The following is a 23,611-nucleotide window of genomic DNA, read 5'->3' as shown; positions in this document are numbered from 1 at the left end:
CCGTGACCACGATGCTCCGCGAAAAACAAAACGTCCCGTGGGCGACGACCGCCGCTGAAGCGGGAACAAATGCAGGACGCCTTATCGCAACTATCCCGACCGCGCCCGGCCCGATGCACACAGACACTCAAGAACCGCGCCTACGGCCCGATCAAAAACAGCTCACCGGAAAGGAACACCCCATGACCAACGACATGTCCAAAGCAGTGCAGTTCGATTCCTACGGCGGCATCGACGTCCTCGAGGTCCGCGACGTGCCCCGCCCTATCCCGGCAGCCGGGGAGGTTCTGGTCCAGGTCAGGGCCGCCGGCATCAACATCAGCGAGGCGGTGATCCGCACGGGTGCCCTGCACGATCTTTTCCCTGGCACGTTTCCGTCCGGGCAGGGCAGCGACCTGGCCGGCGTGGTGGCCGAACTCGGTTCCGGCGTCACCGTTGTCGCCGTCGGCGACGAGGTGATCGGATTCTCCATGCGGCGCTCCAGCCAGGCCGAATACGTCACGGTGCCGGCAAACCAGTTGACGCCCAAGCCGCCGGAAGTTCCCTGGGAGGTGGCCGGCTCACTGTTTGTCGCAGGCGCCACCGCCTACGGCGCGGTACGGGCGGTGCACCTCGCGCCGGGAGACACGGTAGCGATCGCGAATGCCGCCGGCGGCGTCGGTTCGATCGCGGTTCAACTCGCCCGACGCGCCGGGGCAACGGTCCTCGGCATCGCCGGGCCGTCCAACGACGCATGGCTCGCCGACCACGGCGCGGTCCCGGTCAACTATGGCGATGACATGCCGGCCCGGCTGCGCGCCGCAGCACCGTCCGGACACATCAACGCCCTGCTGGATTTCTTCGGCGGCGGATATGTCGCCATGGCGGTCGAGGAGCTCAACGTCCCGCGCGACAGGGTTGACACCATCGCCGACTTCGACGCCGTGGACCGGTTCGGGGTCCAGTCGGCAGGCGGCGCGGAAGCCGCGACCGCAGCGGTGGTCGCCGAACTGGCGGACCTCATCGCACGGGGTGAGCTGGAAGTGCCGATCGCCGGAGTCTTCGCCCTCGACGATGTGCGGGACGCGTTCCGGGAGCTCGAACAGCGCCACACCCACGGCAAATTGGTGCTGGAACCGTGAACGACCAAAGTACAGCAAGGCAGGTGTAAGAAGACAATGGCCAAGATCCAGGTCATCATGGGCACCACGAGGACCGGACGCTTCAATGAACGGGTGTCCCCGTGGGTGCTGCAACGGCTCAAAGACCACCGGTTCGACGCGGAACTTCTGGATTTGCGGGACTACCCACTGCCCTTCTTCGATCAACTCCCGCCCTCCGTCACGCTGCGAAACTACCCCACCGCCGACATCGCCCGCCTGGGCCACAAGCTGGACGAGGCCGACGGATTCGTCATCCTGACCGGCGAGTACAACCACGGCTATCCGGCCGTGCTGAAGAACGCCATCGACCACACACACATCGAATGGCACCGCAAACCGGTGGCCTACGTCGGATGGGGGGGCGTAGGCGGGGCCCGCGTGATCGAACAGTTACGACTGGTCGCCATCGAACTGGAAATGGCCCCGCTGCGCAACGCCGTGCACATCCTCCCCGAGGTCATCCGTCCCGCAATGCAGTCCAAGGATCCAACTGACTTCAGCGTGTTCGAACCCATCGAACCCAAGCTCAAAGCCCTCGCCGACGGGCTGGAATGGTGGGTGCGCGCCCTCGCCACCGCCCGCGCCGCCGACGACTAGCGAACCGCGGACCGCGTCCACCGCCGTGCCGCCGCCAGGGGGCAACGGGCACAAATTCCGGCCGGTAGCACCCAGAGGTCCTGGGAGCTGCGTCTTATTCGCCATCGTCATCCACGCCCACAAGCCCTGCTATTCCCTATTCGTAGAGCTCGAAGCGCGGTTCGCCCTGGACGCCGGCCCGCTGCATAGCCTCCTTCAGTTCCGGCAGGGTCGTGAAAGCGCGGGCCTCGTCCACGGAATCGAAGTAGTGGAGCACGAGAACGTTGTTCGGATCACCAACCATGCGGTGCACGGACTCGCGCCTAATCCCGCCGAATACCGGCATGTCTGATACGGAATCGTAGACCTTTCGCCAGGCCTCGTAGTCGGCGACGCGGTGCAGTATCAGTAACAGTGCCATCCCGGGCTCCTAAGAATCATGTTGCCTTGCGCGCCATCCATGGGAGTGGGCGATGCCGGACAGAGTCAAGCTACGCCCGTGTGGTCAACCACGGAAGGGGCCATGGGCCGGGGACGGATCAATCCGCGGCCATCTCGTCCGCAGGGCATCAGCGGTATGGGGCGACACGAGGGCGGAAGCCGCCCGGGCCAACGCGGACACCTTCCACTACACGAGCGCAGCCCCGCAGGCGGCCAAGTTTAACCAAGGGTTGGATCCGTAGCCTTAGCCCATGGGACTCATCGACGACCAGCCGGATCTGGCGGCCCCTGACACTGACGCGGCCCGCCGGGGAAAGGTCCCCCGCACCATGTCAGCCAAATTTCGCAGCATTGTCTCTTACTCACTAATCGTCCTGATCGTAATTCTTGGAATTGCGTACATTTGGATTTACCGGACGACCGCTACGCCGGTTCTGGGACCGTCGGGGCTTCCCTGGAGTGATCCAATGGTGTCTGGGCGCGCCACCTACCAGACAGTCCCGGATCAGGTGCTGTTTGCACTCGACAGCGCCGGCAACCCGGATATTTCCGGCGACCTGACGAACATCGCCCAGGGCGACACCGGAGACTGCTATTTCCTGGCAGCCCTGCTGACAGTGGCCGCCAAAGCGCCCGAGACCATCTTGAACATGGTTCATGACAACGACGACGGCACCTACACCGTTTCATTCCACAGCAAGTACAACGGCGAGCCCAATCCGGTAAAGGTGACGGTCAACGGTGACCTCCCGTACCGCCGCGGCAAACCCTTCCAAAATGGCATCGAAAATATCGACGGCAAGAACGTGTCCTGGGCGGCGATTATCGAAAAAGGATGGGCGGCGGCGAACGGCAACAGCTATAAGGGCATCGAGGGCACCGACCTCAGCGACATTCAGGACCACGATGTCCATAACGCCCTCTATGCCATCACCGGCGAGGTGCCCATCGACCGCAACCCAGGCGGCCCGATGACGGGAGTGAGCTTTGAACAGATGCAGCAGGACTTTGAGCAAGGCCTCGTAACGCTGGGGACCTCCAACTCCGACGGCAAGCTGGTATCCAACCACGCCTACGCATTGCTGGGCGTGAATTCCTCCGACCAAACCGTCGTGGTGGCAGATCCGGAGGGAGGCCAGGAGACGCTGTCGTTTGAGACCTTCCGGTCCACGAACATCAACCAGTACATCGCGATACCGACATATCCCTAAGACCAGACTGCTGAACCCCGGGCCGGTTCCGCGATCCATCGGGGAACGCCGGCATTTCCGGAACGTTGCAAAATTGTGCCTTTTGCCCCGAAAAATCGTGTGCGACGATGCGGTCATGAGCGAACACGCCGAACCCGGCCCGGCACAACGTGCCGCCCCGTGGACGCGCCGCGAGGATCTGACCACGCACCAGATGCGCACCATCGGGCAACGGCGCGCGGCCGCCGAAGAAAAGCTCGCACGCCATCTCAAGGAAGCACACCACCTGGCCGCAGAACACCCCCCGGCCACGGAAAGATCCCCTGACGTCTAACCGTCCACACCAACCCGGCTCTACGCCGCACCGGAGACGGGCGGGCGCCGTGCAGGCCGCACGGAACCCGAACCGAACCTGCGCGAGGCCCTTGCAAGGGAGACTCTCATGTTGCTTTGGATAGCCATCGTCATCGCCGTTCTCTGGCTTCTCGGCCTGCTCGGAGGCATCGGCGGCGGGCTCATTCACCTGCTGCTCGTTATCGCCGTGATCGTCCTGATCTTCCACTTCCTCCGCGGCAGGTCCCGTGTCTAAATACGAACGATGATCCCGCCTTCGCCGAATTGTCGGACGGCCGGCAGGTGCCGGAAGATCATCAATGACGCCCATCCACACAAGGCGCCGGGACAGGATGGCCGGCGGGCGTTGCCCCGCCGGTCACCTGCCAACAAAAGACCATTGAGTGAGGCGCTTCCGGGACGTGCAAACCGTCTCACAGCAATCTCACAGGCGACCGCTATTCTCAACACAGTCGCCGAGCCCACTGTTATTCAAACCAGAGATGCCCCGATAACGGCCGGTAGGACTTATTGGAGCGTCGGTGACGAGCGGCATGATCATTCGACGCAAGAGAAATGGCACCTGCAGCAAGGCTGTCAGGCAGACACGCAACGCCACCTCAGTATCCTCCGAACAGCGAGGTGCCAACGATGTCACCAAAACGGGAACGACGCTTCTGGAACCGTCAAAATGTTCCCCTGATGCTCCTGGGCGTCGCCATTCTCCTGGTCCTGATCGCCGCTGGGATAGTGGTATGGGTTACCTATGGCGCCCCGGTCATCGCCCGCCTCACAGGAACCTAGGCGGACCGGGTCCTCGCCGGATCCAACGTCCCGCGCATCATGTCCAACTGGAGCGCCAATCACATGCAAACTTGGCACGCCGGCCGGTCCACGCACTCCGGGAGCCCGTACCGGGTTGTCCGCTCCAAGCCCGAGCTCGTCAACGCACTCGGTGCCGGCTGCCAGAACATGATCGGCGTCAGCGCCGCCAAACGGGACGGACCGGCGCCTCGGCCGGGGACACCGTGGAGGTCGATGTCGAACCGGATGCGCAGAGGCAGTCATCGACGTCCCCGAAATCCTCGCGGCCGCCTTGGAAGCGGACCCCGGAGCGAAGGCCTTCTATGCGACGCTCCCCTACAGCAGCCAGCGGCCGCACGCCGGTTGAGGGAAGCGTGCGGCCCGGGACCTGTGAAACGACAGCCGAGTCGGTGTCAAGTTTTCAGGGCCTGTTACCAATGTCCCGCCCGGAGCTGAGAACAGGCTGAGACCTGTCTGTCGCAGCAAAAGGGAGCGGACAAACCGCCCTCAAAGCTCAGGCGCGAATGAAGCCGCAATCCGCCAGAACGCCGTCCGCTTGGCTGCCGGCAACGAGGCCTTCTCGGAAACGAAAGATTACAAGAACACCTTGAATCGAGAATGGCGGTGCTTGCAGCGAGCTGCAAGCACCGAGGCGTGTGAGTCGCAGCGATAAGTGGCGGCATTTTCGCAGCGCTAAATGTCACCCTTGGTGCCCGTAAGCCGATCCCTATTCGTGCATGTCTAGGTAGCTGCTGGATCGTGGAGTGATCCCGCCTCGAGCCGGCGCGCGAAGTTCGACAGTGCGTGGCTTTGGAGCTTGCGGTCTGCCCCAAGCGCTGCGCCCGCCGCTACCTGGAGTGGTAGAGATGCGCGGTACACTTTCGCTCGCGCCAGCACGTCTGCGTCGACAATTTCCCCTACTTTGCACGCTCCGTAAAACCCGATGAGTGGAGCAACATCGATAGCAGGATCTGCCGCACACGCATTGTCGAAGTCGATCAGGCCCGGTGCGCCGGACTCGTCCCACAAAATGTTGTGCGGACCGAAGTCACCATGGACGAGGGAAGGGCTTACCCCTTCCTCGAGACTCAGAACCTCCCGCACCACAATTTGAGCAGCTTTCCGCACACGAGAGCCGTAACCTGCCGTGATGCGTCAACGACGTCAGGCCAGGAGCTTCCGCCGCACCACGAGCGTGCAGTAGGCAACCCTGTCAATAGCTGCGCACATTGAAGGTCATCGAGGACACCGGCGAAGTAGTGCCGGACCTCATGCCACGGCCGATCCGCCATATGGGCTCCCTCGATGACGGTGCACGCCATCGCTGACCAGGTGTCACCGGTCAGTGTTCGAAGGAGCTTCGGGATGCGGGTCTTGAGCCCGACACTGCTGACAGCGAGGAGCACAGCGCTCTGACGGGCGATCTGCGCCCCATGGTTGGCAGCAAAAGACACGCGCACGACGCCGGTTGAGCCCAGCACCGCGACATGATGAAAAGCTCCATGACTGTAGACGGGGCTTGTCCACGCCAAATCTGACCAAACACTCCGAAGAGCCGACCAAGCCGCGGAGGCGTCCCGCTCAAGAGTGCTCATAGCCAGCAGTCTGCCATTACACCGAACGTCCCGCTGAGGGATCGGCCTGCGGGCACCTATGCACCGATGCGGACGTAATCCTCTTGATCATCTCGTGCACGAGATGACGTTAAATTCTCTATGACGCGGGACACATTCATGGAATTGCCGACTTCGTAGAGACTCCGCCAGCTGAGTTGTCCGCGGTGCGCGCTCGTCGCCACTGAGCGTGGTGAACGTAGAGGTCGCGGAGGAGCGCGATCTCGGCTCCGTGGTGCAGGATCTCCTGGTTCTCCCACCACACGATCGACGGAAACGTCTCCTCGGCATCGCTGCCGTACGGGTAGCTGCTTAGCCCGGTCCGGTCATAGTCGGACTCATCGACACTGAGTAGTACCCGGCGCCAGTCGGCTGCGGCCTGACGGAACCTCTCGATAGCGCCGGCTGCATCTGGTCGTGATTCGTACGTCGCTCGATCGAACGTTCCGTCGCCCCCGAGGTGGTTGGATCGGCCCAACAGCGTCTCGGAGATGTGGTCAAGTCGCCAGGCGATCGTCGTGAGGGGCGGAGGCCACGGACTTTCGGGGGCGCCGTCTCGCCCCCACTCACCCGCGCCGATGAGCTTGATGGCGCCCGGTCCGGGCCCATCGGCGCGCCTCCGTACCGACCAGCACGCGTCGACCGGTTCCCAGAGATACTCGGCGTCCGTCAGTACCGGTACGTCGACGTCGCTGTCATCACCCGAGTTGCTGGTGGGCCCGGCGAGGCGACTAAGAAGTCGTTCCGTCGCCCAGTCGTACTGCTCGAGCAGTGGCTTGAGGCGCTGGTTGGTCATCATGGCATGCAGCCTATACCCCACGAGATGCCGTTAGGCGCCTACGCACGGTCGATGTTCGTCTTCGGGGCATCTGCTGGCTGTCCACCACCAAGTGCGCGCCAAGGGATCCCTTTCCGGCTCTCGAATGCTCAGCCCGGAGCGAGAATAGGCCGTCAGATATGCTGGCTGCGACGGGCTGCGGAACAGCCCACCGCATTGGGGGATGGCATGGACCACAGAACGAGACTAATGATCGCCGGCGCCGGGATTGCCGCTTGAGCGCGCTGATACAACTGCTGTTCGTCATTACCAAGCTCCCTGTCATCTTTTGGTCAGATCTTCTGGGCGGAATCGCCGCAGCTGTCGTCACAGCAATTCTCTTGGTCCTTCTCCGTGGTCGTCCTCAGCGGTCGGCATGACCGACCGGAGTCAAGCCGTGCTGATCAACGGGCGAGTTCTGGCACGGGGAACGACGCGTCGGGTGACGGTTGGAAATGACCCTGGTTTTGTTGGCTCCTTCACCTAACGCGCTGGGTGACCGCAGCGCCGCCGCGAGTGAGCGTGACCAGTAACGGTCGTATTCGTGCGCTGGCCACACCGCATCGTCCGCGGCTCCTGACGCCGCGCCAATTCGCGGAACGCCGACACTGACCTTTGCACGAAACACTGCACATGTGGAGTTGGTCGCTCTGTGGCGGCGTTTTTTGGTCGCTCCGTGTCGCAACAGTGCCCGTAAGGCGAGCACCTATTCCCAATACATCGCAGCCGCACGTGAGCAGAGGCGCATCTCATGACCGCCGACACGAAACGCCGAGGCTAGTCGACGCACCGGATCGCGTCGCAAACGTTCACGGCTGGGCGTGACGCTCCAACGCGTCCAGAGTCGTCTCGGGCGATGTGTTGAAGCAGAAGGTGATTCCGGGCGATTCCGCATTGCACACGTTGATGATCCGTTCGAAGAGCTCGGTGTACTCCGGGATCATCCTGATGCCGCCCCCGATCATCACGAGGCCGAAACGATCACGACCGAACGCCGAGCGAATCTCTGCTTCGGCTTCGTCCGGGGAGGTGCCGATCAGGCAGTTGACGGCGTCGAAGCCGGCGGCCCTAGTGGCCCCGAACCCCGCTTCGATCCGTTCGGTCATCGTGGCCTCGTCGAGGCCAGGAGGCAGCTTGCTATAGTCGAGGGCTCGCGCGTGGATGCCGATCATGAGGATTCGAGTCATGGGCCTCATTGTGGCATGCACGCCTCACCAACGAATTAGCCAAACCGCACCACCAATCAGGCGGGCCCGCTGGATCCTTGCTCGACCCGCCCCGCCCCAGATGAGCTGTTCCTGTAGTGCAGAGGACTCCTGACGTTCCGTGCAGGCGACTTCGGAAAATGACATCGGTGGGCCGGCCCCAGGTTGCGACCGCCCGTTGGACGGTCCCCAACCGCGACACCGTACGCCCGCAATGGCGCTGCGAGAAATCCGAAACAGATCCAGGAAATCTGGATTCGCGTATACCCCGCCCGCAAGACTGTCCCGCTGAGGGTGGACAATCGCGACAGTCGAACCCCTGTCCGCGCAGATCATTGGGCTACGCCCGGGTCTCCTCCACTAACGAAAGGACCCTACAGCGCAACGCAATGCGCTTATCGGCTGGGTATCCCCCGAGGGCCCGATCTATTGCGACAATGGCTGACCCACAGGAAAAACGGCCAGGACCAAGCGAAAGCCCTGGCGGCTGTCCGTCCCGGCGAGACTCTGGTCGTCCCCAAACTCCATCGGTTCGCCCTGCCCCTACCCGATGCTCGAGAACATCATCGAGGTCATGACGAGACTTTCCCAGGATTTCCGGCAGCCGGCAGGGATGACCATGACGATTTGATCCCAAGTTGCAGCAAGTCATGCAGTTCCAGGCGCTCCCCGCCATGAAGGAGTACAGAGCAACACCGCCGTCCCGGCCAAGAGAAGGAGCCGCCAGACCAGTCGCAACCCACAAAAATGGGCCCCGCAGGGGCCCATAAAAGGAGATTTGTACACATTCAGCGGCCCACAAGCCCCTGAACAGGGAAAACACGTGCCCGAGGTGGGACTCGAACCGCATTCCCTCCCCCGCAAACACTGGGATCCCGCGGAAACATGCGGAATCCAGCCCGATCCTGCAACAGTACGACCCGATCCGACGCCCAAAATGTGGACAATGTACACACGCCAGATTGGACAGCTCAGAGCATTGCGGCCCCACTCCCCGAGTCGAGCTGGCTGTTCTGAATTCTGTGCCACGAGACTTTCGGAACGGAATTCCGGTCAGCCGCAGCATCAGGCGCAACGCTGCCACACCAAACAGAAGGTCCGTTATCGGCCCTCAAATGAAGGCACCATCCCCGCAGCACAACCGAGTTGACGGCCGATAGTGGATATTGTGTGAGGTTATGGCGCATTGCTCCCATTGTCAGCCTGGCGAGCCCTCCGCCTATTAGCGGTTATTTTGCGGCTTTCCTAGGCAACCGGAACGTCTAACGGCAAATCCCTGGCATCCCAAAGGGCACCCGTGGAGATGATCTGGCCGTCCTTGATAACGGTACGCGTCTTGCTTTCGTCCCAGAGGATCGAGGGTTCATGGAAGGGATCCCCGTCCAGGACCACCAAGTCCGCGCAGGACCCTCGGGTGATGCGTCCAAGGTCACCGCGCCGAAGCAGGGCGGCATTGGTTGATGTTGCCGACCGGAGTGCGCCGTACACGCCAAGCACTTCACACTGCAGGCGGAGTCCGGCCAGTTGCTCATCCTCCAGTTCACCCATGAGGTCTGTTCCGAACCCAATCCGGACCCCGGCATCTCGGGCCAGTGCCACGGCGTTCCTCCCGGCCTCTAACACTTCCCGGTTCTTGGCTGCTCCCACTTCGGTGAGGCCGACTTCCCTGCCGCGCCGTTCCATGGCTTCGTAGGTCACCAAGGTGGGGACTAGATAGACGTCATTGTGAGCCATTAGCTGGGCGGTTTCCGCATCCAGCAGATTGCCGTGTTCGATGCAGCGAACCCCATTAAGCACTGAATGACGAATGGCCTCGGGCGAATATGCGTGAGCCGTCACGTAGCTGCCCCGGCGGGAGGCCTCCTCCGTTACGACGCGGATTTCCGCCGCGCTGTACTGCGGAACCCGAATCGGATCGACCGGTGAGACGACCCCGCCGGAGGCCATTAGCTTGATGGCGGAGGCACCTGTGCGGAATCGGTGACGCACGGCCCGCAACAGGTCATCGGCGCCGTCCACCACTTCGCACATGTGCCCGCCGTGGAAGCATCCTCCGTGGTTCGCGGCCCGGATATCGCCGTGGCCGCCTGTCTGGCTGAGCGCCGGGCCGGTGAAGAAGTACCGCGGACCGGGGTACAGGCCCTCCTCGATGGCACTGGCAAGGCCAACGTCACCACCGGCAACGTCACGAACCGCAGTGAAGCCGCGGAGCAGTGCAGCGGCGAGGCGCCGTGCCCCGGCAAGTGCGGAATAGCTCAGTGGCCCCGTCTCGTTCCTGGCGGACGTCAGGCTGAGGGCGTAGGCATGAAAATGCGCATCGATGAGTCCTGGAATCACGGTTCGGCCGCCGGCGTCAAGGACGGCGCCGGTCTCTTCCACCACCAGCCCTACGGCGGTGATCCGGCCATCCCGGATGCTGATAGAACCCTCAATCAGGTCAGGTGATTCACCGTCAAAGATTAGGGCGTTCCGTATTGTCAGGCTTCCCGGAGTGGTCACGTGCTGTTCCTTCCTGTTGCCCCCCGCGGGCGGGCCCCCCAATTGGTGCCCGCCCGCGAAGGAACTAGTTGGCTGCGGTAAGGGCTTCTTCGAGGAGATGGACAGACCGCCGTGCGACGTCCACGGCTGCATCCACCGAACTCTGGTCGTAGCTGCCCTCAGGTGCGAGGAAGTTCATGGAACCGATAGTCCGGCCGTTTCTCACGACCGGAACGTTGACGATGGCCCCGCAGCCCAATGACTCGATGGTTGCCGAATCAAAGAAGAATGCGCGGACCGCTTCCTTATCCGCCCCCAGGAACGGCTGCTGTCCATTGAGCACCTGCTCCAGCCACACCCGGTTCGTGTCCTCGGCGAGAGTCTTCTTCCCGCCCACCGGATAGACATCGGGATGGGTGGTGTAGACGCGGGCCATACTGGTGCCATTATCGGCAATGACGGAGGCGGTAAAGAGCGTGACACCGACTGCTTGCTGGGCGTGGGCGTACACGTCGTCGAAGGATTCAAATTGGGAACTCATGGAGTCCTTTCTTTTCTTGATGGGAACCCATCCGCTGGCGGTGCTTGGTAGCCGTAGTGCGTCTTGGCGAAGTCCTCGGTGATGAAACCGTTGACGATGTCGTACGTTATGTCCTCGCGGGAGCGCTTGGAGACCTCTCCGAAGCCGCCGCCGCCTCCCACGGCGAGGCGGACGACGTCGCCGGCCTTGACCTTGTGGGCGTTCGCCTTCAGCGTGCGGACCTCATCGCTGCGGCCGGGGTTGATCACAACTTCGGGGCCTTGGGCGTCTGATCCGCCGAAGAGCCCCCAGGCGGGCGTCTTTGACCGTTCGAACCAGAGTCCGACAACGCAGTCGGCCAGGAATTCGTATTCGCGTACCACGCCGTTGCCACCGCGGTACTGCCCGGGGCCGCCGGAGTTGGGGCGGATGGAGTACTCGTTGATCCGGAACGGGTAGCGGGTCTCCAGCATCTCGATCGGCAGGTCCTTGAGGGAGCCGTTGACGTTGTTGATCATGGCGGATTCGCCATCCGTGCCCTGCCAGGCACCCCAGCCGCCCAGAGTTGCTTCCATGGTGACGAAGTTCCGGCCGAAGCGGGTGTCGAAACCGGCGGCGGTGATGATCATTGAGTCACCGTGGCTGGCGCTGGCGACGCGGTCGGGCATGGCCGGGGCCATTGCCTTGGAGACGAGGTCGATCAGAAGCCCGAGGTGGGAGAAGTACCACTGACACGGGGCTGGCGTCACGGCGCCGAGCACTGAGCCGGACCGTACCTGGGTGGTCATTGGCCGGAAAGATCCGCCGTTGGAGTTGGACTCCGGGCTGACGAGGAGCTTGTAACCCACGCGCAGCGCCGAGACGGCCTGGGCGGCGCCACAGTTGACCGGACCCATGGTCTGGTCCGCCGATCCGGTGACGTCGAAGTCAACCGTGTCGCCGGCTACGGTGATCCGCAGCTTGATCGCAATGGGAGTGTCCAGATTGATGCCGTCGTTGTCCAGGAAACCCTCGGCTTCGTAGACCCCGTCCGGAATGTTGCGTACGGTCGCACGCTCGATTTCCTCAGTCTGGCGGAATATCTCATCCCGGGCGGCATCGAGCTGCTCCATCCCGTACCGGCCCACGAGCTCCTTCATTCGGGTGGTCCCCATCCGGAGGGCGGCGATCATGGCGTGCATGTCACCAATGGTCTGGTAAGGGAAGCGCACGTTGGTCCGGATCAGGTCCACAACAGAAGTCTCAACTCCGGCCTCGACCAGCTTGACTGGCCCCATCCTGAAGCCCTCTTGAAAAATGTCCGTCGAGTCCATGGAACCGCCGACATCCTTGGACCCCATGTCCATCCAGTGAGCACGGGTGGCCGCGAATCCGACCACCGCGCCTTCGTCGAAGATCGGAGCAAAAATGGTCACATCGTTCAGGTGGGTGCCGCCCAGGTATGAGTCGTTGAGAATCCAGATGTCCCCTTCCTGCCAGACCGTGCGGCCGTACATCTCCTCCACGGCGATGGAACAGGTTTCCAGGTTGCCTAGGAACAGCGGCAGACCGGCGGACTGCCCGAGCACGCGGTGCTCGGTGTCCAGGAGGGCCACGACGCAGTCCCCGCCCTCGTAGAGGATGGGTGAGTAAGCGGAGCGGATCAGGGTGGCGTTCATGTCATCCGCGGCGCTGGTGAGCGCGTTGCGGATGATTTCCACGGTGACGGGATCAAGGGTTTTGACTGCTGTAATTGTCATTTTTGGTACCTCAGTTTCCTTCGACGTCTTCAGAGCGGATGACCAGGGAGCCGAACTTGTCGACCTTGACGTTGAACCCGGGGGGCACCACGGTGGTGGCGGTCTGCTCCACGATGATGGCGGGTCCTTCGAATGTGTGGCCGGCGCCGAGGTCGTCACGGCGAACCACGGTGGTGTCGTGTTCGACGTGGTCAAAGACCACCCGGCGGATTTCGTGCTTGAACTCCGGGCCCTCTGCGGTGACGTAACTCGGAGCTTCCAGCCGTCCCAGGTCGCCGACGGCCTGCGTGCGCAGCGTGACGATTTCGATCGGGGCGCCGAGATTGGAGTGGCCGTAGCGCTCGTGGTACATCGCGGAGAAACGGATAGCGAGGTTCGCGACGAAGTCCTGAGACTCGGGTTCGTCAGCGGACGTCAGCGGAACATTCAGGGAGAACTCCTGCGACTGGTAGCGGACGTCCACGGACGCCGTGGTGGCGCGGCTTTCCTCCGGGACGCCTTCCGAGATCAGTGACGACAGGCCTTCGACTTCCATGGAGCGCAGGATGCCGGCCATGTCTGCCACGTCGATGTCTTCGTCGAGGTAGAAGTACGGTTCGGAAAAGTCCTTACGGATGTTCGTCTGGAGCATGCCCCATGCGGAGAAAGCGCCGGGGAAGCGGGGAACGACCGTCTCCGGAATCCCGAGTTCCTTGGCTAGGAACACGGCGTGCATGGGTCCGGCACCGCCAAAGGCCACGAGGGCGAAGTCGCGGGGTTCGATGCCGCGGGAGATGGTGATGGTCCGGATCGCCTGGGCCATTTGGGAGTTGGCGACGTCACAGATGCCTTCGGCCATGGCGATGGGGTCAAGGCCGAGCTGATCACCAACTGTTTTCAGGGCTGTGATCGCGGCTTCACGGTCCAAGGCGACCTGTCCGCCGGCGAACCAGTCGGGGTCGACACGGCCGAGCACCAGATTGGCATCAGTGACTGTGGGTTCCGTCCCGCCGCGGCCGTAGCAAGCCGGTCCGGGGGTGGCTCCTGCGGAACGCGGCCCGACCCGGAGGCCGCCGGCTTCGAGCCACGCGACGGAGCCGCCGCCAGCGCCGACGGTGTGGATGTTGACGACGCTCATCAGCATCGGCAGACCTTCAAGGTGGGCCTCCGTGGAGACGTCCGGCTTGCCGTCGACCACCAAGGAAACGTCGAAGGATGTGCCGCCCATGTCCACACCGATGAGGTTGCGGTTTCCCGAGACACCCGCCAGTTCGACATCGCCCATGGCACCGCCGACCGGGCCGGAAAGCAATGTCTGCAGCGGCCGCTTACGGGCGGACTCGGCGGTAAGCACGCCGCCGGAGGACTGCATAATGTGCAGCGGGGCTTCCACTCCCCGGTCACCGAGTTTCTCTTCCAAGTCCAGGAGGTAGTTACGTACGACCGGCCCCGTGTAGGCCTCGACGACGGCGGAGGACGTGCGCTCGTATTCGCGCCATTCCTTGGCTGCTTCGTGCGAAAGGGAGACTGTGAACTCTTCCCCGAGTTCCTCGAGCAGGATTTCGCGGGCCCTGATTTCGTGCGAGGGGTTTTTGTAGCTGAAGAGGAACGCAACGGCGACGGCGCCGTAGCCCTCCTCCACTGCCCGGCGCGCGGCCTGGCGGACTGCCAGTTCGTCCAAGGGCACGAGTTCCTGGCCTTGGCTGTCCAGCCTGCCACGGACGCCGATGACGTCCTTGCGCTCGATCAGCGGGGCAGGCTTGCGGTACTGCGCATTGTAGAGCTCAAGGCGGGGGCCGCGGGCGATGTGATAGGTATCTTCGATGCCGGCCGTGGCCAGCAGTAGCACGGGAACCCCACGACGTTCTAGGAACGCGTTCAGGCCCTGGGTGGTGCCGTGGACCAGGAAATCGATGTCCGATAGATCATCAACTATCGATTCCAGGCCTGCGATGACGCCGGCGCTCAGGTTCCACGGCGTGGTGGACGCTTTCGTAGCCGCGTAGGTTCCGGCGTCCTGGTCGTACGCCACTATGTCAGTAAAGGTTCCGCCGATATCCATCGACACCCTGTAGTTCGGCATGTGTATCTCCTCATGGTCTTGGAATGGAACTTTGTGTGTGGGAGATCACGGTACATACGGGGCCGACCAAGATAGTGGGCATACTGCATGATTCGGCTTCACCTGGACGGGCAGAGTGCATAACAGTGGTGCGCGCGCACCCGACTGTCGAGGCCGGTGGGCTCGGCTCCAACGGCGCGAGGTTTACTGAATTGGCGCTTGTCCCTCCTCAGTGCGACAACGCAATAACGGCGGACAGAGACTGCCCAATGTCACCAAAAAACACAGTCCTTCTGACCTGCGCAGAGGGTGCGCGTTTACAAGCGCAGTGCTTTCCGCCCAAACGGGCGAATCAAAGAAGTGCAAAGTGAACACCGTCTGAGCGCTCTTCGTTTGTAGTGTGAGGGCAATCACTCGGCGGGAGGCTAGGAGAGCTACTCCGAGTGGAGGCTTGGGTGAGCTGCTCCGAGGTGAATTCCCTGATATCCGGACTGTTCTCCGTGCACAGAAACGCTGCGTGTACTTCTAATCGTGTCCAAATTATCGGAGGTCAAGACATGTCCAGTATCGACCCACTCATTTCAGGGCGAGCGCCCGGGACGGCGAGCCCGCCTCGCTCCATGGCCGTCGGGCACGCGTTCCGCGACATGCCTTTCGGGTCCATCCACTTTAAAATCTGCGCGGTCCTCTTCTTCGCTTTCGCAATCGAAGCCTGGGAAATGCTCATGCTCACCTACGTTGCTAGTGATCTGGCTACTAGCCTGCAGGTCGGCATGACGCAGGTAGGAATCGCCATCTCGGCGCTCTTCCTGGGCATGATCCCCGGGTCACTAATTTGGGGGCCCATCTCTGACCGGATCGGGAGGAAATCCACGTGTGCATGGAGCTTCGCCGGTTATGGTGTCTTCACGCTCCTGAGTTGCTTCGCACCGAACTTTGAGACCCTCTCGGTGGCTCGCTTCCTCTCCGGGCTGTTGTTCTCGGGCGTCTTCACTGTGACTTTCCCCTATTTTGAAGAGCTGCTCCCGGTTAAGGTCCGCGGAAAGGCCACGGTCTATCTTGCCGCAGGGTGGCCGATCGGTATCCTGGCCGCCCTCGGCACCGCTGCTCTGATCGGCGGGCACGGCTGGCGCTGGGTCACTGCTGCTAGCGCACTTGCCAGCCTGTGGGGCATCGTACTGTACAAGGTCGTTCCGGAATCCCCGTACTGGCTCGCGAGGCGGGGGCGGAATGAAGACGCGCACGATGTCCTCGACCGTCTGGGAGCCCACCCCATCTCGCGTGGCACCATTTTCACCGTGTCGGAGGGCGAGAAGCAGTCCATCTGGAGCCTCTTCAAGGGGAGAATGGGCCGGATCACGATCATTCAAGTCCTCATCAACTTCACCTTCTCTTGGGGCTACTGGGGACTTCAATCGTGGATGCCAACATTGCTTCAAGGGCGAGGACTGAGCGCCTCATCAAGCTTTTCCTTCATTGCCCTGAGCGCGGTCCTCATGATCCCGGGATACATGACGGCCTCCTACCTGACCGGACGCTTTGGCCGCAAATGGATATTCACGATCTATGTCCTCGCCGCGGCTGGCGGCGGCTTCTTCTTCGCGACAGCCTCAACCGAGACTGAGATGTATATCGGCATGTTCTCTCTGGCCTTCTTCGCTCTGGGAGCCTGGGGTGTCTGGGACACGTGGATGGGCGAACTCTATCCCTCGGCCCTTCGTGGCTCAGGCTACGGGTTCGGTGTCTTCGGTCAGCGCGTCGCAAATACGGTCGCACCGAGTCTTGTCGGGTTCCTCCTAGCCTCCGCCACCGGAGTCACGTCGACAATTCTGTTTATCAACATGTTCTTGTTTGTCACCGTCATCCTCAGCCTGTTCTTGCCCGAAACCGAAGGAAGTGAATTGGAATGATCACCCCCACCGACAATCTTGACGATCTCTCGGAGAACGCCCGAATCCTGTGGATCAACCCGCTCTACACCGATGTGTACAACCGAGCGATGGCGGATTCCTTCCGCCAGATAGTCCGTCCGGGCACCGAAGTTGATGTCGTTTCCCTTGACGGAGAGGGCCCCTCCCACGTTGAATACAATGCTTTCGAGGCACTTATGCTTCCGCAGCTGTTGCGAACCGTGCGGTGGGCGGAAGAAGAAGGCTATGACGCCGCCGTCATCGGTTGTTTTTACGACCCGGCGCTGCGGGCGGCACGCGAAATCACCGATCGCATGGTGGTTGTAGGCCCGGCGCACTCGGCGCTGAGCATCGCCGGAAGTCTGGGCGAGCGATTCTCCATTCTCGTTGGACGGAAGAAGTGGATTCCCGAGATGGCCGAGAACGTCCATCGTTGCGGCGCATCAGAGCGACTTGCCTCATGGCGCGTGCTCGAGATGGGCGTCGATGACTTCCAGGAGGACCCGGCGCTCACGGAAAAGCGGATCATGACCGAAGCCCGCAAGGCCGTGGAACAGGACGGCGCAGACGTCGTCATCCTCGGCTGCACGGCCGAATTCGGATTCTTCCGAACGGTTCAAGAGGAAATTGGCGTACCCGTGATCGACGCGACTGTGGCCCCGCTCAAACACGCCGAGCAGCTCGTTGACTCGGTTCGTCGGTTCGGTTGGACGCACAGCAAGCGCCTGGGCTACGACGGGCCCACGGCCCAAGAACGCCAGCGGTTCTTCCCGGCTCTCGAGCCAAAGCACATGGTGTCAATGACCACGGTGTCCTCGTAAATACATTGCACCGCCCGTGACGCCGACTGCTTGCGCGTCACAGAGCCCCTCCACCCTAGGGCATCTTTGGCCGGAGGTTACCCCGATACCCTCGCTTGCCTTGACATCCCGTGATCGAGGCAGGCGAGGGAACCCCCGCGGGTCACCAGCAATGCGGGGACGGGTAACCGCATCCTTCCCATAACCCCGGCGGCATCAGCGCCGGCTAACCCAATCAAAATCAAACGTGGCATATAGCACTCAAAAACGGAGGTAAGGATATGTCCAGACGGACCCTATGTATCAAGCCCATGATGACCCACGCTTACTATGTCCCTATCGGACTGCTGTCCCCCCTCAAGCCCAACTTCTCGCTGGTCCAGCGATGAGCAGGCCAGAATCCGCGGTTGTCTTCCGCACATTGGGCGGCCCCGAAGTGCTGGCCGTCGAAGCTGCTTCTCCACGTCAAGTCGCGGAAAACGATGTCCGCATCAACGTCGCAGCATTCGCACTCAACAGGGCAGATCTAATGTTCATCCACGGCGAGCACTACACCATCCCGGAGTTCCCCTCGCGCATTGGGTCCGAGGCAGTGGGTACCGTCACCGAGATTGGCGAGAAAGTCACAGCTTTCAGCATCGGCGACCGCGTCACGAGCATTCCCTTCTTCACCGCAACCGACGGCGTGCAGGGAACAACGGCCGTCCTACCGGCAGACTACCTAACCCTTGCTCCACCGGAACTTTCGGATGCCCAGGCCTGCTCTGTTTGGATGCAATATCTCACTTCTTACTTCGCCTTCGCGGAGACAGCCAATCTCGGATGTGAAGACACAGTGCTCGTCACTGCCGCCGCCAGTTCGGCCGGGCTTGGCGCCATCGAGATCGCACGCGCACTTGGGGCGAAGGTGGTCGCGACGACGCGGTCGGAGAAGAAGCGATCGCTCCTCCTTGAGGCCGGCGCAAACGAAGTAGCCCTCGTGGGGGTCGACGACCTCGGCGAGGTCATCGACCGCACCACCGACGGCAAAGGCGTGCGGGTCGCTTTCGATCCTGTCGGAGGAGAGTCCCTCGGCACCTACGTCGATCACCTCGCACCTAACGCCGTCATTTTCGGCTACGGCACGCTGAGCGATTTGCAGCCCGTTATCCCTATGGCCGCAATGTGCAGAACTCAATCGGTTTTCCACCCGTACTCAATGTTCAACCACGTCGGACGGGCCGATGAGCGGCAGCGAGGTGTCGACTTCATCCGCGAGGGGATTAGCTCTGGGGCCCTGCGGCCCAGAGTCGACCGGGTCTTTGCTTTCGACCAAGTGCTTGATGCCTACCGCTATATGGAGTCGAACGAACAGTCAGGGAAAATTGTCGTCGAAATAAGTTAGCCCTGCCGCGCCTGGGTCCGTGTCCGTGTCCGTGTCCGTGTCCGTGGAACAGTCCGGCGGGCACGGACCGGGGTCGGGCTCACGCATGGACCGCCGTCACGGACTGCTGACGGATGGAGACGCGCGCCGTGCTCGTGCCCCCTGCGTTCGATGGGGGCAGTTTTAGGCGCTGGCCGAAGCCAGAAATCCTCGGGGCAATCATTGAAGGAATCAGACTGGGATCTCAGGGAGTCCTTTCTGGTATTCGAGGGGGTCTTCGGAAGTCGTTTTGTCTCGCAGAGATCGCCGCAGCACTTTGACGATGAGGTGGACGGACAGCAGCTCAGAGGGGATATCAAGCGGGACACCGAGATCCCGTGCCCGGTTAAGCCGGGCCTGCAGGGTGTTCCGGTGCAGGTTGAGGGATTTCGCAGCGAGGCTGACTGAGCCGCGGTGATCGAGGAAGGCGGCCACTGCCGTAATGATCACGTCGCGGTCCGGGGAGCTCATCAGTCGCGGCAGTGATAGTTCTGCCACGAGCGCGACGGCGTCCATGTCGACGAAGGTCGTGGCCGCGACCACCCCGAGGTTGGCGAAGCCTAGAACCGTGCCGGGCCCCGTTGACCGGGCGGATTGTGCAGCCAGCCGCGCCTCACGCACGATCAACGCCAGCGCAGGGGCATCCTCCTGCCATCGGGACAATCCCGCCACCAGGCCAAGCTCGGCAAGAGCTGGCCCCAGACGTGTCCTGATTCGGGTTTCGAGCTGGGTCGAGGCATCCTGATCCCCGGCGGGTACGAGCGTCAGCCAACCGCCTTGAACCTCAGCCAAGGGGCTGCGTACTGTGACCTTGCGCCAGAGCAGGCGCAACACGGCCGTCAGTTCGGGCCGGTGGTCTTGCACCTCCCCGCTGCGGAGCCATAGGGCCACGTATGGCTCCCCTTCGCGCCAGCCCAACTGGGTCAGCAGATGTCGGTGTTTTTCCTCGAACTCCGCGCCCGACGCGGCAGGGTCCTGATCCAACCCGGCGATCGCCGCTGTGGGAACGGCCCGGGCAGTACTAAGTAGCTCCTCCAACAGCCAGGCAGCCTTCACCGCGGGCGTGGCCACCTCAAGGATTGAGCGCACCAGCCGCAGGTTGTGGATGCCGGAAGTGGGCACGCGGGCCGTGAGGGTGCAGCGGACGACGCTATTGGCCCCGCCGACTTCCACGGTGATGACTTCGTCAGTCTCCCTTGGAGGCAGCCCGGCGGAGGCCAGAACCACGCCGTCGTACTCCAGCAAAACTCCGACCCCGTCCAGTTCCCTGGAAATGGTCTTGAGGACATCACCGAGTGTGGTGTCCTTTGCGACTGTCCGGGAGACCCTGGCCAGTTCCGCATCGACCACCGACAGGGCCGCGCCGATCTCGGCCGCCAGGGCCAATGCAAGGGCTGCAGGCTCCCCGTCAGTGGCCAGCAGCGTGATGCTCAACCGCTCCGCCAGTCCGACCGCCGCGCTTGCATAGGCGCTGCCGGCCACGACGACGGCGCTGGCCCGCCGCTCCCACGCATGGCGGAGCGCCGCGGACACCAGCCAACCCCCTGAACCCATCTCTGAGGAGAGGACCACCACAGTATTGGGCCGCACCTGCCGGATTGCCTCAAGCTGGGAGACGAGAACAACACTTTCTATCAACGCGCTGGATGGAGTGAGATATAGCGGCGTGGTGCCACGGAGGGAACCGTGCGCCAATAGCCCAGCGACATCGAGCCGGGTTTCGTTTTTCGACCTAGTCATGATGGCGCCTTGGATGCTCGAGCGGAATCCCAAAAGCCTTGGGCTCTGCCAGATTCAGTCCGGCCTCCGAATACCACTGCGGCGCCGCGGCCAGTTTCAGGACATCCACGACGTCGCCCACTTGGACGTCGTCGAGGTTCACCACCGTGCCCTGCTCGGAATTGAGTAGCGTCACCATGTCCGGGACGGCTGCTGTTATCGCACCATCCACGAGGACCAGCAGGATCTCATTCTGGATTTCAAGACGCACGATGCGGCCGGTGGTTTCGTCTTCGAGCGTTACGCTGGACGGCTGCGCCGGCAGGCCGAGGTCGGTGGGCCGGGAGAGGCTTTCGATGTGGCTCACGCGGGCTCGGGCGATGCGCGTGGTGTCGAGGAGATCGGCGAGCAACGACAGCTTTCTCTCAACCGAGCTGCTCGCGTCGAGGATTTGCCCGATCCGGATCATGCGGCTGATGGAGCCGTGGACGCCATGCTCTCTCAGCCGTTGTGCGGAACACGGATACATGGCGGTGGCTGCCCAGCCGCCGAGTTCGGTCACCAGTGCACGCACCAGCGTCTCGGCCCGTTGCGGGCTGTCGACCTCAACCACCGCCCGTTCCCCGGTTACCCCCATGAGCGCGATAGGGCCGATCGCCACGTTTCCAATGTTCAGAGTTGTCTGGCTGATCAAGGGGAAAACGCGGCCCATGGGGTCGGAATCGATGACGGGCAGCGAGGACTGCAGCCCAACCATGAGGGGTACGATTCCATTGATGTTTGCGGCGGCGAGCGAATAGATCGCCCTCACCCTCCGGCCGAGACGGGCCTCGATGGCACTGATGCAGCCGAGGAACTCGTCGCCCACGGGAGGCATGTCGGCGATGAAAAGGCCCTGCGTTACCATTCCGACCGCCACCACCAGGTCGTCGGGAGCAAGCTCATCGACGGCGATGAGTTCCAGTGACCGGTCCTCCATCGCCCGCTGGATCATCTCCGCGTAGACGTAGATTGCCGTCGGGTCGATGGTGCAAGCCAGGAAGTGGGCACCTGTTCTGAGGTTCCGGACGTCCTCGGTAGTGAGTACGGTGCTCATGGGTTGGTTCCCCGCGCGGCTGCCGGCAGCACGTGTTCCTCGTCGGCGGACGCTTCTCCGGCCGCCTGGACCCGGATTCGAACGATTCCGGGGTTGCCGTAGGGCATGGCAAAGACGTTCGATTCAATGATGTGGGTCTGCCCGGGGCTGGCGCCCAACTGGACCGCCGCTGAGTGTGCGTCCTCCTCGGCGAGGTTCTGCACGCGTCGCAGGTCAACCCGGCCGCTGACGGTCTCGAGCCTGTCGATCCACGCCGTCAGCGGGGCCACGGCAGATCCTACCAGTGCGGCGTCCTGCACCGCCGGCAGAGTGGGCACCAGCCCGAAGGGCAGTGCACTCTCCTGCCACTCGCGGAGGTCGGCAATCACCGAGGGGATGTCGGTGCGAACCGGATGATGGACGGTGTACGGCTCCAGAATGGCGGCGTTGCTGGCGAGGCTTGCGTCAAATCCTTGGCGAATGAGGCTTCTGGTGACAGGCAGGCCTCCACGGGTGTGGCCCACGGTGACCCCGTCCTCCATGCAGAGAATGACTTCCCCCTCGGGGATTCCCGCCAACGTGGCCGCGCCAAGGATTGCCATCGCGGGCTGGGCGCGCAACCCGTGCACAGGCGCCAAGGCCAGCCGTGACAGAGGTGCGCGGCCGCCGTCGTTCTTTGCAAACGACAAGAGGGCGGCCGGGAACTGGCGCCGGCCTGCCTCCTCAAGCGTGGCAGCCAGCTCTTCCCCCGACTCCATCAGGGCGCTGTTAAGGATGGCCGTGTAGTCGCGGTCCCGGAAAACGCTGGAATAGAAGTCATTGGAAATACTGATCCGCATATCTCTGTCGTTGCTTAGGATGGCATCGGCTATGCGCGTTTCATGGTCCATTGACGCTGTCGAACCGACCGAAGTGATCGCCACATTCCGCACGTCACCGGCAAGGATGCCGGGGAGGTCGGACAGGAACGCCTCCAGGCCCAACCGAGCCAGAGGCCGTCCCCGCAGGTCGTGACCCCCGCGGACATGCACGGTCCGAGTCACTGCCGGCTCAACAAGGGCTGGCAGCACGGTCATGTGAAAGTCGTCCGCGGGGGGACGGGGTGAAATGCGGATGGCGACGACGTCGGCCAGTTTCCGCTCCACCAAGACCCGTCCGACGTCAGCAGTGATCTCCGTGATGCCTGACCCGAACTCCCGACGGAGCCCGGACAGGGACGACTCCAATGCTTCCGACAAGCTGCCCGCGTGCACCTCCCGAGCGGCGGAAACTACAGTCCGCCCGTCGAGTACAACGGTCCGGCAGCTGGTTCCCTGTAGCCGCAGTCCCACTCTCATTGTTCAGTTCCTGCCTGGCGTCTATCTTCCATGTGTATAGAGTGCACCACTAGTCGTCCTCTAGTGTTCCCCCAGGCGCGGAGAGAGCATCGTTTCGTGCTCCTCGGCCTATCGAGACGTTGACGAAGATACCCAGCGCGGCCCGTTAGCTAAGTCCCCACCACGGGCACGAATACCCGATGTGCTGGAGACCCTCAAAGGGCGGATCCGGGGGCCGGGCTGATATCGATCCGGTGGGGGCGAGGGAACCGTCCTGGCCCGCAATACCAGGTATTCCTCAAGACCGTGGCTGGCCCGGCGCCGGTCCGTCACCGCGGCCCGGCTCGGACGGCAGTTCCAGCTAGCGCTCATCGGCGCCGCCGGCGGTCACTGGTCCCTTCGGCATCGACGGGGAGCGGATTGCCTGGATGCCGTCGAGTTCGGCCGGGTCCTGTCCGTACGCGGTACTGCGGCAGCGCTGCTAACCGCA

The 23,611-nt window shown here is 62.7% G+C and carries 22 protein-coding genes; 11 read left to right on the top strand and 11 right to left on the bottom strand.

What is annotated here, in order from left to right; genetic code table 11:
• The first annotated feature begins 182 nt into the window (after positions 1-182).
• Positions 183-1,121, top strand: a complete 939-nt coding sequence (locus tag ACFRJ8_RS15090) for an NADP-dependent oxidoreductase (protein WP_377986964.1) — start codon at positions 183-185, stop codon at positions 1,119-1,121.
• 36 nt (positions 1,122-1,157) lie between these two features.
• The gene (locus ACFRJ8_RS15085) at positions 1,158-1,739 is read left to right on the top strand and encodes an NADPH-dependent FMN reductase (protein WP_377986963.1); all 582 of its coding nucleotides are present in this window, start codon (positions 1,158-1,160) and stop codon (positions 1,737-1,739) included.
• A gap of 136 nt (positions 1,740-1,875) precedes the next feature.
• Here the strand turns inward: ACFRJ8_RS15085 and ACFRJ8_RS15080 are convergent, their stop codons facing one another.
• A complete protein-coding gene (locus ACFRJ8_RS15080; RefSeq protein WP_377986962.1) occupies positions 1,876-2,139 on the bottom strand; it encodes a hypothetical protein in 264 nt (87 codons plus the stop codon).
• A gap of 52 nt (positions 2,140-2,191) precedes the next feature.
• On the opposite strand from ACFRJ8_RS15080, the gene ACFRJ8_RS15075 reads away from it, so the two are divergent.
• The 6 genes from ACFRJ8_RS15075 (at position 2,192) to ACFRJ8_RS15050 (ending at position 4,853) form a co-directional block, all read left to right on the top strand.
• Positions 2,192-2,401 carry a DNA/RNA non-specific endonuclease gene (locus tag ACFRJ8_RS15075; protein WP_377986961.1) on the top strand — a complete coding sequence of 70 codons (210 nt, stop codon included), beginning with the start codon at positions 2,192-2,194 and terminating at the stop codon, positions 2,399-2,401.
• A gap of 9 nt (positions 2,402-2,410) precedes the next feature.
• Positions 2,411-3,370 carry a C2 family cysteine protease gene (locus ACFRJ8_RS15070; RefSeq protein WP_377986960.1) on the top strand — a complete coding sequence of 320 codons (960 nt, stop codon included), beginning with the start codon at positions 2,411-2,413 and terminating at the stop codon, positions 3,368-3,370.
• 115 nt (positions 3,371-3,485) lie between these two features.
• Entirely contained in the window at positions 3,486-3,683 is a 198-nt protein-coding gene (locus ACFRJ8_RS15065; protein WP_377986959.1) for a hypothetical protein, read from the top strand.
• Positions 3,684-3,791: 108 nt separating this feature from the next.
• Positions 3,792-3,938, top strand: coding sequence for a lmo0937 family membrane protein (locus tag ACFRJ8_RS15060; protein WP_377986958.1), 147 nt, complete (start codon positions 3,792-3,794; stop codon positions 3,936-3,938).
• A gap of 395 nt (positions 3,939-4,333) precedes the next feature.
• Entirely contained in the window at positions 4,334-4,486 is a 153-nt protein-coding gene (locus ACFRJ8_RS15055) for a hypothetical protein (protein WP_377986957.1), read from the top strand.
• Positions 4,487-4,748: 262 nt separating this feature from the next.
• Positions 4,749-4,853 (top strand): YdeI/OmpD-associated family protein, encoded by a 105-nt coding sequence (locus tag ACFRJ8_RS15050; RefSeq protein WP_377987115.1) that lies wholly within the window; start codon positions 4,749-4,751, stop codon positions 4,851-4,853.
• Positions 4,854-5,227: 374 nt separating this feature from the next.
• Here ACFRJ8_RS15050 and ACFRJ8_RS15045 read toward each other — a convergent pair whose 3' ends face one another.
• The 7 genes from ACFRJ8_RS15045 to ACFRJ8_RS15015 all read right to left on the bottom strand — a co-directional run bounded on the left by ACFRJ8_RS15045 (position 5,228) and on the right by ACFRJ8_RS15015 (position 14,920).
• Positions 5,228-5,590 (bottom strand): phosphotransferase family protein, encoded by a 363-nt coding sequence (locus tag ACFRJ8_RS15045; RefSeq protein WP_377987114.1) that lies wholly within the window; start codon positions 5,588-5,590, stop codon positions 5,228-5,230.
• A 627-nt stretch (positions 5,591-6,217) separates the two neighbouring features.
• A complete protein-coding gene (locus ACFRJ8_RS15040; protein WP_377986956.1) occupies positions 6,218-6,919 on the bottom strand; it encodes a DinB family protein in 702 nt (233 codons plus the stop codon).
• A gap of 806 nt (positions 6,920-7,725) precedes the next feature.
• Positions 7,726-8,103: a hypothetical protein gene (locus ACFRJ8_RS15035; RefSeq protein WP_377986955.1), complete on the bottom strand. Its 378-nt coding sequence runs from the start codon at positions 8,101-8,103 to the stop codon at positions 7,726-7,728.
• A 1,263-nt stretch (positions 8,104-9,366) separates the two neighbouring features.
• Positions 9,367-10,620, bottom strand: a complete 1,254-nt coding sequence (locus ACFRJ8_RS15030) for an amidohydrolase family protein (RefSeq protein WP_377986954.1) — start codon at positions 10,618-10,620, stop codon at positions 9,367-9,369.
• 64 nt (positions 10,621-10,684) lie between these two features.
• Positions 10,685-11,140: a GAF domain-containing protein gene (locus tag ACFRJ8_RS15025; RefSeq protein WP_377986953.1), complete on the bottom strand. Its 456-nt coding sequence runs from the start codon at positions 11,138-11,140 to the stop codon at positions 10,685-10,687.
• A complete protein-coding gene (locus ACFRJ8_RS15020) occupies positions 11,137-12,858 on the bottom strand; it encodes a hydantoinase B/oxoprolinase family protein (RefSeq protein ID WP_377986952.1) in 1,722 nt (573 codons plus the stop codon). Before ACFRJ8_RS15020 ends, ACFRJ8_RS15025 begins: the two co-directional genes overlap by 4 nt.
• A gap of 10 nt (positions 12,859-12,868) precedes the next feature.
• A complete protein-coding gene (locus ACFRJ8_RS15015) occupies positions 12,869-14,920 on the bottom strand; it encodes a hydantoinase/oxoprolinase family protein (RefSeq protein ID WP_377986951.1) in 2,052 nt (683 codons plus the stop codon).
• Positions 14,921-15,456: 536 nt separating this feature from the next.
• On the opposite strand from ACFRJ8_RS15015, the gene ACFRJ8_RS15010 reads away from it, so the two are divergent.
• The 3 genes from ACFRJ8_RS15010 (at position 15,457) to ACFRJ8_RS15000 (ending at position 18,993) form a co-directional block, all read left to right on the top strand.
• Complete coding sequence (locus ACFRJ8_RS15010; RefSeq protein ID WP_377986950.1) at positions 15,457-16,809, top strand: MFS transporter; 1,353 nt, start codon at positions 15,457-15,459, stop codon at positions 16,807-16,809.
• Positions 16,806-17,630 (top strand): aspartate/glutamate racemase family protein, encoded by an 825-nt coding sequence (locus ACFRJ8_RS15005; protein ID WP_377986949.1) that lies wholly within the window; start codon positions 16,806-16,808, stop codon positions 17,628-17,630. The genes ACFRJ8_RS15010 and ACFRJ8_RS15005 overlap by 4 nt, the downstream gene beginning before the upstream one ends.
• A gap of 364 nt (positions 17,631-17,994) precedes the next feature.
• Positions 17,995-18,993, top strand: a complete 999-nt coding sequence (locus ACFRJ8_RS15000) for a zinc-dependent alcohol dehydrogenase family protein (RefSeq protein ID WP_377986948.1) — start codon at positions 17,995-17,997, stop codon at positions 18,991-18,993.
• 210 nt (positions 18,994-19,203) lie between these two features.
• On the opposite strand, the gene ACFRJ8_RS14995 is transcribed toward ACFRJ8_RS15000, so the two are convergent.
• From ACFRJ8_RS14995 to ACFRJ8_RS14985, 3 genes are read right to left on the bottom strand one after another with little or no spacing between them, the layout of a single operon-like run.
• Positions 19,204-20,751 (bottom strand): PucR family transcriptional regulator, encoded by a 1,548-nt coding sequence (locus tag ACFRJ8_RS14995; protein WP_377986947.1) that lies wholly within the window; start codon positions 20,749-20,751, stop codon positions 19,204-19,206.
• Positions 20,744-21,826, bottom strand: coding sequence for a DUF917 domain-containing protein (locus tag ACFRJ8_RS14990; RefSeq protein ID WP_377986946.1), 1,083 nt, complete (start codon positions 21,824-21,826; stop codon positions 20,744-20,746). Before ACFRJ8_RS14990 ends, ACFRJ8_RS14995 begins: the two co-directional genes overlap by 8 nt.
• A complete protein-coding gene (locus ACFRJ8_RS14985; RefSeq protein WP_377986945.1) occupies positions 21,823-23,043 on the bottom strand; it encodes a methylhydantoinase in 1,221 nt (406 codons plus the stop codon). The genes ACFRJ8_RS14990 and ACFRJ8_RS14985 overlap by 4 nt, the downstream gene beginning before the upstream one ends.
• Between the last annotated feature and the right edge of the window lie 568 nt (positions 23,044-23,611).

This window comes from Arthrobacter sp. NPDC056886 (assembly GCF_042788715.1).
Classification (GTDB): Bacteria; Actinomycetota; Actinomycetes; order Actinomycetales; family Micrococcaceae; genus Arthrobacter.
The sequence above is the reverse complement of the archived record's forward strand: the minus strand, read 5'-3'. Positions and strand labels throughout refer to the sequence as shown.

What these genes read in the sequence shown, in the direction of transcription:
- ACFRJ8_RS15090 (WP_377986964.1), top strand. Translation starts at nt 183, where the DNA reads ATGACCAACGACATGTCCAAAGCAGTGCAGTTCGATTCCTACGGCGGC.
- ACFRJ8_RS15085 (WP_377986963.1), top strand. Translation starts at nt 1,158, where the DNA reads ATGGCCAAGATCCAGGTCATCATGGGCACCACGAGGACCGGACGCTTC.
- ACFRJ8_RS15080 (WP_377986962.1), bottom strand. Translation starts at nt 2,139, where the DNA reads ATGGCACTGTTACTGATACTGCACCGCGTCGCCGACTACGAGGCCTGG.
- ACFRJ8_RS15075 (WP_377986961.1), top strand. Translation starts at nt 2,192, where the DNA reads ATGCCGGACAGAGTCAAGCTACGCCCGTGTGGTCAACCACGGAAGGGG.
- ACFRJ8_RS15070 (WP_377986960.1), top strand. Translation starts at nt 2,411, where the DNA reads ATGGGACTCATCGACGACCAGCCGGATCTGGCGGCCCCTGACACTGAC.
- ACFRJ8_RS15065 (WP_377986959.1), top strand. Translation starts at nt 3,486, where the DNA reads ATGAGCGAACACGCCGAACCCGGCCCGGCACAACGTGCCGCCCCGTGG.
- ACFRJ8_RS15060 (WP_377986958.1), top strand. Translation starts at nt 3,792, where the DNA reads ATGTTGCTTTGGATAGCCATCGTCATCGCCGTTCTCTGGCTTCTCGGC.
- ACFRJ8_RS15055 (WP_377986957.1), top strand. Translation starts at nt 4,334, where the DNA reads ATGTCACCAAAACGGGAACGACGCTTCTGGAACCGTCAAAATGTTCCC.
- ACFRJ8_RS15035 (WP_377986955.1), bottom strand. Translation starts at nt 8,103, where the DNA reads ATGACTCGAATCCTCATGATCGGCATCCACGCGCGAGCCCTCGACTAT.
- ACFRJ8_RS15025 (WP_377986953.1), bottom strand. Translation starts at nt 11,140, where the DNA reads ATGAGTTCCCAATTTGAATCCTTCGACGACGTGTACGCCCACGCCCAG.
- ACFRJ8_RS15020 (WP_377986952.1), bottom strand. Translation starts at nt 12,858, where the DNA reads ATGACAATTACAGCAGTCAAAACCCTTGATCCCGTCACCGTGGAAATC.
- ACFRJ8_RS15015 (WP_377986951.1), bottom strand. Translation starts at nt 14,920, where the DNA reads ATGCCGAACTACAGGGTGTCGATGGATATCGGCGGAACCTTTACTGAC.
- ACFRJ8_RS15010 (WP_377986950.1), top strand. Translation starts at nt 15,457, where the DNA reads ATGTCCAGTATCGACCCACTCATTTCAGGGCGAGCGCCCGGGACGGCG.
- ACFRJ8_RS15005 (WP_377986949.1), top strand. Translation starts at nt 16,806, where the DNA reads ATGATCACCCCCACCGACAATCTTGACGATCTCTCGGAGAACGCCCGA.
- ACFRJ8_RS15000 (WP_377986948.1), top strand. Translation starts at nt 17,995, where the DNA reads ATGAGCAGGCCAGAATCCGCGGTTGTCTTCCGCACATTGGGCGGCCCC.
- ACFRJ8_RS14995 (WP_377986947.1), bottom strand. Translation starts at nt 20,751, where the DNA reads ATGACTAGGTCGAAAAACGAAACCCGGCTCGATGTCGCTGGGCTATTG.
- ACFRJ8_RS14990 (WP_377986946.1), bottom strand. Translation starts at nt 21,826, where the DNA reads ATGAGCACCGTACTCACTACCGAGGACGTCCGGAACCTCAGAACAGGT.